Source organism: Streptomyces sp. NPDC004266, assembly GCF_042874095.1.
In the GTDB taxonomy this organism is placed as follows: Bacteria; Actinomycetota; Actinomycetes; order Streptomycetales; family Streptomycetaceae; genus Streptomyces.
In genome coordinates, this window is record NZ_JBIAMM010000015.1 from 121,040 (window position 1) to 135,838 (window position 14,799).

Sequence of the window (14,799 nt, forward strand, 5' to 3'; positions counted from 1 at the left end):
CCCCGGGCGGGCGTCAGCCGGTGGGCGGTGAGCTCGCCCAGGCGTATCGGTGCTCGGGGCGGCCCGTCTCGCCGTATCGGAGGGAGAGGCGCACCCGGCCGGTGCGCTCCAGGAGCTTGAGGTAGCGCTGTGCGGTCTGGCGGCTGACGCCGGCCCGCTCGGCGATCTCCTGCGCGGACAGCGGGCCGTCGGCGGCGAGCAGCACCTGCCGGACCACCTCGGCCGTGGTGGGGGAGTGGCCCTTGGGCAGGTCGGGGGCGACGGCGCCGGCCGACAGGACCCCGAAGATCCGGTCCACCTCGGCCTGCTCCGCCTCGCCGCCGGTCTCCAGGGTGCGACGGAGCGTCGCGTACGCCTCCAGCTTGGCGCGGAGCCCGGCGAAGTTGAACGGCTTGACCAGGTACTGCAGCGCCCCGTGTCGCATCGCCGACTGCACGGTGGCCACGTCACGAGCCGCCGTCACCATGATCACGTCGCACTGGTGGCCGCGCGCGCGGAGCTCCCGCACCGCCGCGAGTCCGTTCTCGTCGGGGAGGTAGTGGTCCAGGAGGACGAGGTCGACCGGCCGGCCGTCCAGGGCGGCGAGCGCCTCGGCGGTCGAGTGGGCGAGGGCGACGACCCGGAAGCCGGGCACCTTGGCGACGTAGGCGGCGTTGATCCGCGCGACCCGCACGTCGTCGTCCACCACGAGCACGTCGATCATCACGCCTCCTCGGAGGACGCCGGGACGGAGGACGCCGGGACGGTGGGCTCTGGGGTGGCGGACCCCGGGTCGGCGGACTCCGGGTCGGCGGACTCCGGGTCGGTCAGGGCGTCCGGGAGGACGACCGTGAACACGGCGCCGCCCTCGGCGCCGTCGGCCACCTCGGCTGTGCCGCCCCGGCGCTCGGCGAGCCGGTGCACCAGGGCGAGGCCGAGTCCGCGCTTGCCGTGGGACGGCAGCGCCTTCGTCGTCCAGCCCTCGGTGAAGATCAGCTCGCGGCGGTCCTCCGGGACGCCCGGGCCGCTGTCCGAGACCCGCAGCACCACCGTACGGCCCTCGGCGCGGAAGGAGACCTCGATACGGCCGCCGGGAGTGCCGGCGACGGCGTCCAGGGCGTTGTCGACCAGGTTGCCGACGACGGTGACCAGTTCGCGCGGGTCGACGAGCCGGTCCGGCAGCAGGGAGTCGGGCGCGAGCCGCAGCGAGACGCCCCGCTCGGCGGCGACGGTCGCCTTCCCGACGAGGAGCGCGGCGAGGAGCGGGTCGTGGACCTTCTCCGTGACCTGCTCGGCGGTGGCCCGGTGCACGCCGACCACCTCCGTGACGAACTCGACCGCCTCCTCGTGCATCTCCAGCTCCAGGAGGCCGAGGAGGGTGTGCAGCCGGTTGGCGTGCTCGTGGTCCTGGGCGCGGAGCGCGTCGATCAGGCCCCGGGTGGAGTCGAGCTCGCGTCCGAGGCGTTCCAGCTCGGTGCGGTCCCGGAGGGTCGCCACCGCGCCGCCGTCGTCCGTGGGCATCCGGTTGGCGATCAGCACCCGGTGTCCCCGGACGGTGAGCAGGTCCTCGCCGGTCACCCGGCCCGCGAGGACGTCGGCGGTCCGGCCGGCGCCGAGGACCTCGTCGAGCGGTCGGCCCTCGGCCTCGCGGCCGAGGCCGAGGAGGCGCTGCGCCTCGTCGTTCATGAGCCGTACGGAGCCGTTCCGGTCGAGGGCCACGACGCCCTCGCGGATGCCGTGCAGCATAGCCTCGCGCTCGGCGAGCAGGGCGGAGATGTCGGAGAAGGCCAGGTCGTGGGTCTGCCGCTGGAGCCGCCGGGAGATCAGATAGGCCGCGAGCGCCCCGGCGGCGAGCGCACCGCCCGCGTAGGCGAGGAGGCCGGGGATGGCGGCGAGGAGCCGGTCGCGGACGCTGTCGTACTCGATGCCGACGGAGACCGCGCCGACGATCCGCCCGTCGGCGTCCCGCAGCGGCACCTTGCCGCGCGCCGAGCGGCCCAGGGTGCCGCTGTCGATCTCCATCACCTCGTGACCGGCGAGGGCGCTGCTCGGGTCCGTGGAGACCACCCTGCCGATCTCGGCGGGGTCGGTGTGCGACCAGCGCACCCCGTGGGTGTCCATGACCACGACGTACTCGGCGCCCGTGGAGATCCTGATCCGCTCCGCCTCGGTCTGGACCGGGCCCCGCGCGGACGGCGGGCCGCCGGTGAGGTCCGCGGCGAGCCGGGGCGACGCGGTGGTGCCGGCGATGGCCAGGGCCCGCCGCATGGCCTGGTCGTCGAGCTGGGCGCTCAGCGGGGCGAGGAAGAGGCCGGTGGCGAGGACGGTCACACCGGTCGCGATGGCCAGTTGCATCAGCAGGACCTGGGAGAACACCCGCTGCGGCCACCCGAACCGTCGACGGCGCGCGCCGGGGCGCGGGGGGCGGGTCTGTGCGGGGCTCATGCCGGAAACGGTAAGGGGAGGCGGCCCGGGACCGGAAACGGTGACGGAACGGACGCCTATTCTGGGGGTTTCCCACGCCCGTGGGACGCGAAGGAATGGAGGCACGTCCCTTGAGCACGCAGCAGATCCCCGTCGTCGTCCTGGCCGGGTTTCTCGGGGCAGGGAAGACCACGCTCCTCAACCATCTGCTGCGCAGCGCCCGGGGCACCCGGATCGGGGTCATGGTCAACGACTTCGGTGACATCGGCATCGACGCGATGACCGTCGCCGGCCAGGTCGGCTCCACCGTCTCCCTCGGCAACGGCTGCCTGTGCTGCGCCGTCGACGCCGGCGAGCTCGACGAGTACCTGGAGGTCCTGACCCGGCCCGAGTCCCGGCTGGACGTGATCGTGATCGAGGCGAGCGGGCTCGCGGAGCCGGAGGAGCTGGTCCGCATGGTGCTGGCCAGCGAGAACGACCGGGTCGTGTACGGAGGGCTCGTCCAGGTCGTCGACGCGTCCGAGTTCGCGGCCACCCGGCAGCGGCACCCCGGGACCGACCGGCACCTCGGCCTCGCCGACCTCGTCGTCGTCAACAAGGCGGACCGGGTGGCCCCGGACGAGCTGCGGAGCGTCCGGGAGACGGTGACCGGGCTCGCCGGGCGCGCCGCCGTCGTCGAGGCCTCCCACGGGCGCGTCGACCCGGAGCTGCTCTTCGACCGGGTCGTACCGGAGGGCGAGATCGAGGGCCAGATGTCGATCGAGGACATCCTGTACGGCTCCGAGGAGGCCGGTGACGCCCATCCGCACGCGGCCTACGAGAGCCTCTCGGTGACGGCCACGACGCCGCTGCACCCGCGCCGCCTCATGGCCTTCCTCGACTCCCGCCCCGAGGGCCTCTACCGGATCAAGGGCTTCGTCGACCTCGGCCCCGCCGATCCGGACAACCGCTACGGTGTGCACGCCGTCGGCCGCTTCCTGCGCTTCTACCCCGAGCCCTGGCCCGCCGGCGAGGAGCGCCTCACCCAGCTCGTGCTGATCGGCTCCGGCATCGACGCGCCCGCCCTGCGCAAGGAACTCGCCTCCTGCGAGCTGAACGGCCCGCAGGACGCCCCCGACGAGCACGGCATGTGGGGCGTCCTGCGGTACGTACAGCGGACGGAGGAGGAGCCGGACGCGTCCTAGGACGCGTCCGGCCCGGGCCGCGGGCGGGTCCTAGAGCGCCGGGCCCGCCACCACGTCGACCGGCTTCGGAAGGGGAGTGCCCGAACCGTCGCGGCGGGGGTCCGCCTCGGGCAGCTCCACCGGGGTGCCGGTCTTCTGGGCGGCGCGGGCCGGGGTGGCGCCCGCCCAGGCGAAGGTGAGGACGTCCTCGCCCTTCAGGAAGCGCTGGCAGCGGACACCGCCGGTCGCGCGGCCCTTGCGCGGGTACTGGTCGAAGGGGGTCAGCTTCGCCGACGTCCCCGCCGAGGAGTCCAGGGTGCCCGTGGAGCCCGCGACGGTGAAGACCACGGCGTCGGCCGCCGGGTCGACGGCCGTGAACGAGATCACCTCGGCGCCCGCGGCGAGCTTGATGCCCGCCATGCCGCCCGCCGGACGGCCCTGGGGCCGCACCTGCGAGGCCTGGTAGCGCAACAACTGGGCGTCGGAGGTGATGAAGACCAGGTCCTCCTCGCCCGTCCGCAGCTCCGTCGCGCCGACGATCCGGTCACCGTCCTTGAGGGTGATGACCTCCAGCTCGTCCTTGTTCGCCGGGTAGTCCGGCACCACGCGCTTCACCACGCCCTGCAGCGTGCCGAGGGCGAGGCCCGGTGAGGACTCCTCCAGCGTGGTCAGGCAGACCACCGTCTCGTCCGCCTCCAGGGAGAGGAACTCCGACAGCGGCGCGCCGCCCGCCAGGTTCGGGGCGCTCGCGGTGTCCGGGAGCTGCGGCAGGTCGATCACCGCGAGGCGCAGCAGCCGGCCGGCCGAGGTCACCACGCCGACGTCACCGCGCTGGGTGGCCGCGACCGTCGAGACGATCACGTCGTGCTTGGACCGCTTGCCGTCCTCCGCGGGCGGGAGGTGCTCGGTCACCGTCCGGGCCAGCAGGCCCGTCGAGGAGAGCAGCACCCGGCACGGGTCGTCCGCGACCTCCAGGGACACGGCCGCGACGGGCGCGCCCGCCGACTCCAGGAGGACCGTCCGCCGGTCCGTGGCGAACTTCTTGGCGACGCCCGCCAGCTCCGCCGAGACCAGCTTGCGCAGCTCCGCGTCGGATTCGAGGATGCCGGTCAGCTCGTCGATCTCGCCGTTGAGCCGGTCGCGCTCGGTCTCCAGCTCCAGGCGGTCGAACTTGGTGAGGCGGCGCAGCGGGGTGTCCAGGATGTACTGCGTCTGGATCTCGCTCAGCGAGAAGCGCTCCATCAGGCGCTCCTTGGCCTGGGCGGAGTTCTCGCTCTCCCGGATGAGCCGGATGACCTCGTCGATGTCGAGCAGCGCGACGAGGAGGCCCTCGACCAGGTGGAGCCGGTCGCGCTTCTTGGTGCGGCGGAACTCGGAGCGGCGCCGGACCACCTCGAAGCGGTGGTCGAGGTAGACCTCCAGGAGCTCCTTGAGACCGAGGGTGAGCGGCTGTCCGTCGACCAGCGCCACGTTGTTGATGCCGAAGGACTCCTCCATCGGCGTCAGCTTGTAGAGCTGCTCCAGGACCGCCTCGGGCACGAAGCCGTTCTTGATCTCGATGACCAGACGCAGGCCGTGGCTGCGGTCGGTGAGGTCCTTGACGTCCGCGATGCCCTGGAGCTTCTTGGAGCCGACCAGGTCCTTGATCTTGGAGACGACCTTCTCGGGGCCCACCGTGAAGGGCAGCTCGGTCACGACGATGCCCTTGCGGCGCGCCGTCACGGTCTCCACGGTCGCGGTGGCGCGGATCTTGAAGGAGCCGCGGCCCGACTCGTACGCGTCCTTGATGCCGGAGAGGCCGACGATCCGGCCGCCGGTGGGCAGGTCGGGGCCGGGCACGAAGCGCATCAGCGTCTCGAGGTCGGCGTTCGGGTGGCGGATCAGGTGGCGGGCGGCCGCGACGACCTCGCCGAGGTTGTGCGGGGGCATGTTCGTCGCCATGCCGACCGCGATCCCGGACGCGCCGTTGACCAGCAGGTTCGGGTAGGCGGCGGGGAGCGCCACCGGCTCCTGCTCCTGGCCGTCGTAGTTCGGCGCGAAGTCGACCGTGTCCTCGTCGATGGACTCGGTCATGAGGAGCGCGGCCGGGGCCATCCGCGACTCGGTGTACCGCATGGCGGCCGGCGGGTCGTCGTTGCCCAGGGAGCCGAAGTTCCCGTGGCCGTCGACGAGGGGGAGGCGCATGGAGAAGGGCTGCGCCATGCGGACCATCGCGTCGTAGATCGACGCGTCGCCGTGCGGGTGGAGCTTGCCCATCACCTCGCCGACGACACGGGCGCACTTGACGAAGCCGCGGTCGGGGCGGAGCCCCATCTCGCCCATCTGGTAGACGATGCGCCGCTGGACGGGCTTCATGCCGTCGCGGGCGTCGGGGAGGGCGCGCGAGTAGATCACCGAGTACGCGTACTCGAGGAAGGAGCCCTGCATCTCGTCGACGACGTCGATGTCGAGGATTCGCTCCTCGAACGCGTCGTCCGGCGGCGGTGTCTTCGTGCTGCGGCGGGCCATCGCGGCTGCGGCTCCTTCACCAACAAGGTTGATCTGACGCGGACCATTGTGGACCGTGCCACCGACAACGCCGACCGCGACCCGGAAGAGGGACATCACGAAGGGTCGGGAACTTCGCCAGGTGTCGGCGCGCTTGCATACAGTGGCAGGACTTTTTCACATCGCGATCGAAGGGACGTACATGCCCATGGGTCACACGGCCACGGCCGAGGCCGGCTCCGGCGGCCTGACAGCGACCGAGCACCGGTTGGCGAACGGCCTGCGCGTGGTGCTCTCCGAGGACCACCTGACCCCGGTCGCCGCGGTCTGCCTCTGGTACGACGTCGGCTCGCGTCACGAGGTCAAGGGCCGCACGGGCCTCGCCCACCTCTTCGAGCACCTGATGTTCCAGGGCTCGAAGCAGGTGCACGGGAACGGCCACTTCGAGCTGGTGCAGGGCGCCGGCGGCTCGCTCAACGGCACGACGAGCTTCGAGCGCACCAACTACTTCGAGACCATGCCCACGCACCAGCTGGAGCTCGCGCTCTGGCTGGAGGCCGACCGCATGGGCTCGCTGCTCGCCGCCCTGGACGACGAGTCCATGGAGAACCAGCGGGACGTCGTCAAGAACGAGCGCCGCCAGCGCTACGACAACGTGCCGTACGGCACGGCCTTCGAGAGGCTGACCGCCCTGGCCTACCCGGAGGGCCACCCCTACCACCACACGCCGATCGGCTCCATGGCCGACCTGGACGCGGCCACCCTGGAGGACGCGCGGAACTTCTTCCGCACGTACTACGCCCCGAACAACGCGGTGCTGTCCGTCGTCGGCGACATCGACCCGGCGCAGACGCTCGCGTGGGTCGAGAAGTACTTCGGCTCCATCCCCGCCCACGACGGCAAGCCCGAGCCGCGCTCCGGCGAGCTGCCCGAGGTCATCGGCGAGCAGCTGCGCGAGGTCGTCGAGGAGGAGGTCCCGGCGCGCGCGCTGATGGCCGCCTACCGGCTGCCGCACGACGGCACGCGCGAGTGCGACGCCGCCGACCTGGCCCTGACGGTCCTGGGCGGCGGGGAGTCCTCCCGCCTGCACAACCGCCTGGTCCGCCGTGACCGCACGGCCGTCGCCGCCGGCTTCGGCCTGCTGCGGCTCGCCGGGGCGCCCTCGCTGGGCTGGCTGGACGTCAAGACCTCCGGGGGCGTCGAGGTCCCGCAGATCGAGGCGGCCGTCGACGAGGAGCTGGCCCGGTTCGCCGAGGAGGGCCCCACGCCCGAGGAGATGGAGCGCGCGCAGGCCCAGTTGGAGCGCGAGTGGCTGGACCGGCTCGGCACCGTCGCCGGCCGCGCCGACGAACTGTGCCGGTTCGCCGTCCTCTTCGGAGACCCGCAGCTCGCCCTGACCGCCGTCGACCGCGTCCTGGCCGTCACCGCCGAGGAGGTGCGGGCGGTCGCCGCGGCCAAGCTGCGCCCCGACAACCGCGCGGTGCTCGTCTACGAGCCCCTGGCGACCGAGCAGAGCGAGAACGGCGACGAGGAAGAGGGAGCGGACCAGTGACCGACGCTGCCGTGTCTTTGACCAGCATGGACTTCCATCCGCAGCCCCAGCCGGGCGCCGCCAGGCCGTGGGCCTTCCCGGCCCCGGACCGCGGCAGGCTGGACAACGGTCTGACCGTGCTCACCAGCCACCGCCCCGGCCAGCAGGTCGTCGCCGTGGAGGTCTTCCTGCCGGCCCCGCTGGACGCCGAGCCCGCCGGCCTCGACGGTGTCGCCACCATCATGGCCCGCGCGCTCTCCGAGGGCACCGACCAGCACAGCGCCGAGGAGTTCGCGGCCGAGCTGGAGCGCTGCGGCGCCACGCTCGACGCGCACGCCGACCACCCGGGCGTACGGGTCTCCCTGGAGGTCCCGGTCTCCCGGCTGCCCAAGGCGCTCGGTCTGCTCGCCGAGGCCCTCATCGCCCCGGCGTTCCTGGAGACCGAGATCGAGCGCCTGGTGCGCAACCGTCTCGACGAGATCCCGCACGAGACGGCCAACCCGGCGCGCCGCGCGGCCAAGCAGCTCTCCAAGGAGCTGTTCCCGGCGGAGTCCCGGATGTCCCGGCCGCGCCAGGGCACCGAGGAGACCGTCGCCGCGATCGACGCCGCCGCCGTCCGCGCCTTCTTCGACGCGTACGTCCGGCCGGGCACGGCCACCGCGGTGGTCGTCGGCGACCTGACCGGGGTCGACCTCGACAAGGTCCTCGCCGAGACGCTGGGCGCCTGGACCGGTGAGCCGGCCGAGCCGCTCCCGATGCCGCCGATCACCGCCGACGACACCGGACGGGTCGTCATCGTGGACCGTCCCGGCGCCGTCCAGACGCAGCTGCTGATCGGCCGGATCGGTCCGGACCGGCACGACCGCGTCTGGGCGGCCCAGGTCCTCGGCACGTACTGCCTGGGCGGCACCCTGACCTCCCGTCTGGACCGGGTCCTGCGCGAGGAGAAGGGCTACACGTACGGCGTGCGGGCCTTCGGCCAGGTGCTCCGCTCGGACGCCGAGGGGAACGGCGCCGCGATGCTCGCCATCAGCGGGTCCGTCGACACCCCCAACACGGGCCCGGCCCTCGAGGACCTGTGGAAGGTGCTGCGCGTCCTCGCCGCCGAGGGCCTCACGGACGCGGAGCGCGAGACGGCCGTGCAGAACCTCGTCGGGGTGGCGCCCCTCAAGTACGAGACGGCCGCCTCGGTCGCCGGGACGCTCGCCGACCAGGTCGAGCAGCACCTCCCGGACGACTTCCAGGCCCAGTTGTACGCGCGCCTGGCCGAGACCGGCACCGTCGAGGCGACGGCCGCCGTGGTCAGCGCCTTCCCGGTGGACCGGCTCGTCACCGTGCTCGTCGGTGACGCGGCGCAGATCGCGGAGCCGGTGCGTGCGCTCGGCATCGGCGAAGTGACCGTCGTGACGGGCTGATTCCGGCTCCGGGACGACAACGGGAGGGCCCCGACGACACAGTTCGTCGGGGTCCTCCTCTTTGTCCGTATTGGGATCAAGGGTGATCGTTTGCCCTGTGGCATGTCTTACAAAAAGCGCGTCTGGTTGGTGATTGAAAGGCGATCCCGCATAGCGTCGGGGCGGCTGTTCGTCAGTTGCACGTGCCGCAACCGCGGCATCGGACAGTCATCGCCGAGTCCCCGTCAGGCGCGAGCCTGGGGAGCCGGGGACCCGTACGCAGTCCCTGGGGTGAATCGGGCGCCTTCGTCTCGACGGAGGGGCCCGTAGGAGACCTTCCTGCTCCGAACCCGTCAGCTAACCCGGTAGGCGAGAAGGAAGGAAAGGATCAGCTCCTCCATGGCGTTCACCCGTGCCACCGGGAAGCACCGTGCTCCGAGCCGGATGGCGCGCCGCGGCGCGGGCATCGCCGGCGTCGCGACGCTGGCCACCACCGGCGTCATCGGAACCCTCGCCTCCCCGGCGCTCGCCGCCGACACGGACAACCGCTCCGTCGAGGACACCGGCCTCACCCAGGTGATCACCGAGGACTCCCTCGTCGACCCGCTCAACGCCCAGGCCGCCGCCCAGGAGCAGGAGGCCGTCGAGGCCATCGCCAAGGCGAAGGCCAAGGCCGAGGCGAAGCGCAAGGCCGAGGCCCGGGCCAAGGAGATCCGCCTGGAGCGCGAGCGCGCCGCCCGCGAGGCCGAGCGCCGCCGCCTGGCCTCCTTCCAGCTCCCCGTCGCCGGCTCGTACGTCTCCACCGGCTACAAGACCGGCGGCTCGCTCTGGTCCTCCGGCAGCCACTCCGGCATCGACTTCCACGCCGCCTACGGCACCCGGGTCGTCTCCGTCGGTTCCGGCACCGTCGTCGAGGCCGGCTGGGGCGGCGCGTACGGCAACAACATCGTCATCCGGATGAACGACGGCACGTACACCCAGTACGGGCACCTCTCCTCCATCGAGGTCTACGTCGGCCAGACCGTCGAGCCGGGCCAGCAGATAGGCATCTCGGGCTCGACCGGCAACTCCACCGGCCCGCACCTCCACTTCGAGGCGCGCACCAGCTCCGAGTACGGCTCGGACATCAACCCGATCGCGTACCTCCGCGCCCGCGGCGTCAGCGTCTGACCCCGCCCGCACCGCGTCGCAAAAGCCCCGGCTCGTACTGAGCCGGGGCTTTTCTTCGGCCGGAAGACATCCATGGATTCCGTGGGGGCATCGGAAATTCCGGCGTGCTGCAATAGAGTCGAAGATCGGCGCAGAACAGGCGCCGCTCGAATTGTCTCGCGCGCACCAAGGCGGAGGTCGGACATGCGCATTCCCGCGCACTCGGTATGCACGGCGATCCGGGACGACATCGTCTCCGGCGTGTTCGAGCGGGGTGCTCGGCTCACCGAGGAGCAGCTCGCCCGCCGGTACGGGGTCTCCCGGGTCCCGGTCCGCGAGGCGCTGCGCACCCTGGAGTCCGAGGGCTTCGTCGTCACCCGCCGCCACGCGGGCGCCCAGGTCGCCGAGCCGACCGAGCAGGAGGCCGCCGACCTCCTCGACATGAGGGCGCTGCTCGAACCGCTGGGTGCCGCCCGGGCCGCGCAGCGGCGCACCGAGGCGCACCTCAAGGTGCTGCGCGGCCTGGTCAGGCTGGGGCAGGAGCGGGCCAGGCGCGGTCAGGGGGAGGACCTGCGCTCGCTCGGCGGCTGGTTCCACGAGACCCTGGCGCAGGCCTCCGGGAGCCCGGCCCTCACGGCGCTGCTCACCCAGCTGCGGCACAAGATCGCCTGGACGCACGTCGTGGAGCAGCCCGACCGGCCGGTCGAGGCCTGGGCCGAGCACGGCGCGATCGTGGACGCCGTGGCGCGCGGCGACGCGGAGCGGGCGCGGGCGCTGACCGCGCTGCACGCGGAGCGCTCACTGCCGCTGTACCGGCTGAAAATTCCGGCGAGCGGCCGTGTGAGGGTCTCGCAACATGCCGTCAACACGACGGGTGCCCGGAATTAACACGCGCGCCGTACAAAGGGAAAAGGCATTCGGGCCGTATTTTCGCGCTGCCCGGGGACGGGCCTTTCTCCGTCCGGAAAAAGAGTCCGGGAAAAGCGGATGGCCGGGGCCGCCGGAATTCCGGCGGCCCCGGCCATCCGTGGTGCGGGGGACCGGCGTCAGACGGTCTCGGGCAGCTCGTCCAGGCCCTCGGCGACCAGCTTCGCCAGGCGGTCGAGCGCGGCCTCGGCGCCGTCGGCCTCCGAAGCGAGGACGATCTCCTCGCCGCCCTGCGCGCCCAGACCGAGCACCGCGAGCATGGAGGCGGCGTTCACGGGGGTGCCGTCGGACTTGGCGATCGTCACCGGCACGCCGGAAGCCGTGGCGGCACGGACGAAGATGGACGCGGGGCGGGCGTGCAGGCCCTCGGCCCAGCCGACGTTGACGCGGCGCTCAGCCATGGTGTTGCCCTTCAAGTCTCAAGCGGGTTGTCTAGACCAGTCTCTCACGGGTTGCGCGGTGCTCACGCCGACCTTCGGCCCGGACCGGACCGCCCTTCGGCCCTCCCTACCTTGCAACACCTTGCATCGCCCGCCCCCGCGCCGCGACCGGTGCCGCGGTCGTGTCGCGCTCGTGCCGCGGCCGTAGGCTGGCCCCATGCAGAGCGCGTCGGAGAAGTCGGAAGCGGCGGAACCACCGGCCCCGTCGGCGCGGCCCGCCCCGCCGGAGCACGCCTACCCCGACCACTGGGAGGCGGACGTGGTGCTCCGCGACGGCGGCACCGCGCGCATCAGGCCTATCACGGCCGACGACGCCGACCGGCTCGTCAGCTTCTACGAGCAGGTCTCGGACGAGTCGAAGTACTACCGCTTCTTCGCCCCCTACCCGCGCCTGTCCGCCAAGGACGTCCACCGCTTCACCCACCACGACTTCGTGGACCGGGTCGGGCTCGCGGCGACCGTCGGCGGCGAGTTCATCGCCACCGTCCGCTACGACCGCATCGACTCCCGCGGACTGCCCGCCTCGTCCCCCGCCGACGAGGCCGAGGTCGCCTTCCTCGTCCAGGACGCGCACCAGGGCAGGGGCGTCGCCTCCGCCCTCCTCGAACACATCGCGGCGGTCGCGCGCGAGCGGGACATCCGGCGCTTCGCGGCCGAGGTGCTCCCCGCCAACACCAAGATGATCAAGGTCTTCACCGACGCGGGCTACACCCAGAAGCGCAGCTTCGAGGACGGGTCCGTCCGGCTCCACCTCGACCTCGAACCGACCGACCGCTCCCTCGCCGTCCAGCGCGCGCGGGAGCAGCGCGCCGAGGCGCGCTCCGTGCAGCGCCTCCTCACCCCCCGGTCCGTCGCCGTCGTCGGCGCCGGGCGCGCCCCCGGCGGTGTCGGCCGGACCGTGCTCCGCAACCTCCTCGGCGCCGGCTTCACGGGACGGGTGTACGCGGTGAACGCCGCGCTCACCGGAGAGACCGAGCTCGACGGCGTCCCCGCCCACCCCTCCGTCGGCGCCATCGGCGAACCGGTGGACCTGGCCGTCGTCGCCGTCCCCGCCGAGCGGGTGCCCGAGGCCGTCGCGGACTGCGGCGAGCACGGGGTGCGCGGCCTCGTCGTGCTCTCCGCCGGATACGCCGAGAGCGGGGCCGCCGGCCGCGAGCGCCAGCGCGAGCTCGTACGGCAGGCCCGCTCGTACGGCATGCGGATCATCGGCCCCAACGCCTTCGGGATCATCAACACCGCCGCCGACGTCCGGCTCAACGCCTCCCTCGCCCCGCAGATGCCGGGAGCCGGGCGGATCGGGCTCTTCACCCAGTCCGGCGCCATCGGGATCGCCCTCCTCGCCGGACTGCACCGGCGCGGCGCGGGACTCTCCTCCTTCATCTCGGCAGGCAACCGCGCCGACGTCTCCGGCAACGACTTCCTCCAGCACTGGTACGACGACCCCGGCACCGACGTCGTCCTCCTCTACCTGGAGTCGATCGGCAACCCGCGGAAGTTCACCCGGCTCGCCCGCCGCACCGCCGCCGTCAAGCCCGTCGTCGTCGTCAAGGGCGCCCGGCACAGCGGCAGCGCCCCGCCCGGCCACCGGGTGCCGGTCACCCGCATCCCGCACGCCACGGTCTCCGCCCTGCTCCGCCAGGCCGGCGTCATCCGCGTCGACACCGTCACCGAACTCGTCGACGCCGGACTGCTCCTGGCCGCCCAGCCGCTGCCCGCCGGGCCCAGGGTCGCGATCCTCGGGAACTCCGAGTCGCTCGGCCTCCTCACGTACGACGCCTGCCTGACCGAGGGGCTGCGTCCGCTGCGGCCCCTCGACCTCACGACGGCGGCGGTCCCGGCGGACTTCCGGGACGCGCTCGCGGCGGCGCTCGCCGACGAGACGTCCGACGCGGTCGTCGTCAACGCGATCCCCTGGGTCGGCGAGGACGGGGCCACCGAGTTCGGCGACGGCGAGGTGCTCGCGGCGGCCCTCCGCGAGGCCGTCGCCTCCGCCCCCGCGCCGGCGAAGCCGGTCGTCGTCGTCCACGTCGAGATGGGCGGCCTCGCGGAGGCCCTCGCGGCGGCGACGAGCACCCGGCCGACGGCGTCGGGGCGCGGTGCCGTCACCCAGGAGAACCGTGCCGGTGGCGCTCCGGCGGGGACCGGCGCTCCGGCGGGGACCGGCACTCCGGCAGGACCCGGCACTTCGCCGGGACCCGGCACTTCGCCGGGACCCGGTGCTCCGCCGGGACCCGGCATCCTGACCGCCCCGGCCGGGGCGGACGCGGTGCCGACCGTCGCTCCGGGGAGGGCGGCCGGACCCGCCCACCCGCCCGGCCCCGCGGACGCCGTCACGACCTCCGCCGTCGCCGCCTTCGAACAACAGGCCGCCACCCCCGCGAGGCACGCCGCCATCCCCGCCTACCCCGCCGCCGAGCGGGCCGTGCGGGCCCTCGCCGAGGCCGTGCGGTACGGCCAGTGGCGACGCCAGGCGGCCGATCCCGGGCGGGTGCCCGAGTACGAGGACATCGACGAGGCCGGGGCCGCCGCGCTCATCGAGGGCGTCCTCGGCGCCGACGAGGTGGACGCCCGCGGTGTGACGCTCGACACCGAGGAGACCGGGGCGCTGCTCGCCCGCTACGGCATCACCGTCCTGCCGACCCTCCCCGCGCCCGGGCCCGACGCCGCCGTCGCGGCCGCCGCCCGGCTCGGCTACCCCGTCGCGCTCAAGACGACCGCCCCCCACCTCCGCCACCGCCCCGACCTCGGGGGCGTCCGGCTCGACCTCGCCGCCGAGGAGCAGCTGCGCACGGCGTACGCCGAGGTGACCGAGGTCCTCGGCAAGCCGGAGGAGCTCCAGCCGGTCGTCCAGGCGATGGTGCCCCGGGGCGTCGACACCGTCGTCCGCGCCGCGATCGACCCGGCCGTCGGCGCCGTCCTCTCCTTCGGCCTCTCGGGCGCGGCCTCGGAACTGCTCGGCGACACGGCCCACCGGCTGGTTCCGGCCACCGACCGGGACGTCGCCGAGCTCGTCCGCTCCCTCCGCACCGCCCCGCTGCTCTTCGGCTGGCGCGGCTCCGCCCCGGTCGACACCCCGGCCCTCGAAGAGCTGCTGCTCAGGGTCTCCCGGCTCGTCGACGACCACCCCGAGGTGGTCGCGGTCTCCCTGGAGCCGGTGGTCGTGGCGCCCCGCGGACTCTCCGTCCTCGGCGCGACCGTCCGGCTGGCCCCGCCCGCGCCCCGCACCGACCTCGGGCCGCGGAGCCTGCCCCGTTACTGAGGTCCGCGCGGCCCGCCCCGTCGCGGACGGGCCTGAGGGGCCCCCT

The 14,799-nt window shown here is 73.4% G+C and carries 10 protein-coding genes and 1 riboswitch; of the genes, 6 read left to right on the plus strand and 4 right to left on the minus strand.

Annotation, left to right across the window (positions count from 1 at the left end; all coding sequences use genetic code 11):
* Positions 1 to 13: 13 nt before the first annotated feature.
* Complete coding sequence (locus tag ACFYUZ_RS30660) at positions 14 to 703, minus strand: response regulator (protein WP_389314684.1); 690 nt, start codon at positions 701 to 703, stop codon at positions 14 to 16.
* Positions 703 to 2,424 (minus strand): ATP-binding protein, encoded by a 1,722-nt coding sequence (locus ACFYUZ_RS30665; RefSeq protein WP_389314686.1) that lies wholly within the window; start codon positions 2,422 to 2,424, stop codon positions 703 to 705. Before ACFYUZ_RS30665 ends, ACFYUZ_RS30660 begins: the two co-directional genes overlap by 1 nt.
* A 110-nt stretch (positions 2,425 to 2,534) precedes the next feature.
* On the opposite strand from ACFYUZ_RS30665, the gene ACFYUZ_RS30670 reads away from it, so the two are divergent.
* On the plus strand, positions 2,535 to 3,587 hold the full coding sequence (locus ACFYUZ_RS30670) for a CobW family GTP-binding protein (RefSeq protein ID WP_389314687.1): 1,053 nt from the start codon (positions 2,535 to 2,537) through the stop codon (positions 3,585 to 3,587).
* 30 nt (positions 3,588 to 3,617) lie between these two features.
* Here the strand turns inward: ACFYUZ_RS30670 and ACFYUZ_RS30675 are convergent, their stop codons facing one another.
* Positions 3,618 to 6,074 (minus strand): DNA topoisomerase (ATP-hydrolyzing) subunit A, encoded by a 2,457-nt coding sequence (locus tag ACFYUZ_RS30675; RefSeq protein ID WP_389314688.1) that lies wholly within the window; start codon positions 6,072 to 6,074, stop codon positions 3,618 to 3,620.
* Positions 6,075 to 6,255: 181 nt separating this feature from the next.
* On the opposite strand from ACFYUZ_RS30675, the gene ACFYUZ_RS30680 reads away from it, so the two are divergent.
* The 4 genes from ACFYUZ_RS30680 to ACFYUZ_RS30695 all read left to right on the plus strand — a co-directional run bounded on the left by ACFYUZ_RS30680 (position 6,256) and on the right by ACFYUZ_RS30695 (position 11,015).
* Positions 6,256 to 7,605 (plus strand): M16 family metallopeptidase, encoded by a 1,350-nt coding sequence (locus ACFYUZ_RS30680; RefSeq protein ID WP_389314689.1) that lies wholly within the window; start codon positions 6,256 to 6,258, stop codon positions 7,603 to 7,605.
* Positions 7,602 to 8,999, plus strand: coding sequence for a M16 family metallopeptidase (locus ACFYUZ_RS30685; protein ID WP_389314690.1), 1,398 nt, complete (start codon positions 7,602 to 7,604; stop codon positions 8,997 to 8,999). Before ACFYUZ_RS30680 ends, ACFYUZ_RS30685 begins: the two co-directional genes overlap by 4 nt.
* A gap of 201 nt (positions 9,000 to 9,200) precedes the next feature.
* Positions 9,201 to 9,365: riboswitch (cyclic di-AMP (ydaO/yuaA leader) on the plus strand.
* A 12-nt stretch (positions 9,366 to 9,377) separates the two neighbouring features.
* On the plus strand, positions 9,378 to 10,148 hold the full coding sequence (locus ACFYUZ_RS30690) for a M23 family metallopeptidase (protein ID WP_389314691.1): 771 nt from the start codon (positions 9,378 to 9,380) through the stop codon (positions 10,146 to 10,148).
* Positions 10,149 to 10,331: 183 nt separating this feature from the next.
* A complete protein-coding gene (locus ACFYUZ_RS30695; RefSeq protein ID WP_389314692.1) occupies positions 10,332 to 11,015 on the plus strand; it encodes a GntR family transcriptional regulator in 684 nt (227 codons plus the stop codon).
* A gap of 158 nt (positions 11,016 to 11,173) precedes the next feature.
* Here ACFYUZ_RS30695 and ACFYUZ_RS30700 read toward each other — a convergent pair whose 3' ends face one another.
* Positions 11,174 to 11,455: an HPr family phosphocarrier protein gene (locus ACFYUZ_RS30700; protein ID WP_015036698.1), complete on the minus strand. Its 282-nt coding sequence runs from the start codon at positions 11,453 to 11,455 to the stop codon at positions 11,174 to 11,176.
* A gap of 196 nt (positions 11,456 to 11,651) precedes the next feature.
* Between ACFYUZ_RS30700 and ACFYUZ_RS30705 the strand changes: the two genes are divergently transcribed.
* Positions 11,652 to 14,753 (plus strand): GNAT family N-acetyltransferase, encoded by a 3,102-nt coding sequence (locus tag ACFYUZ_RS30705; RefSeq protein ID WP_389314693.1) that lies wholly within the window; start codon positions 11,652 to 11,654, stop codon positions 14,751 to 14,753.
* Positions 14,754 to 14,799 lie beyond the last annotated feature (46 nt).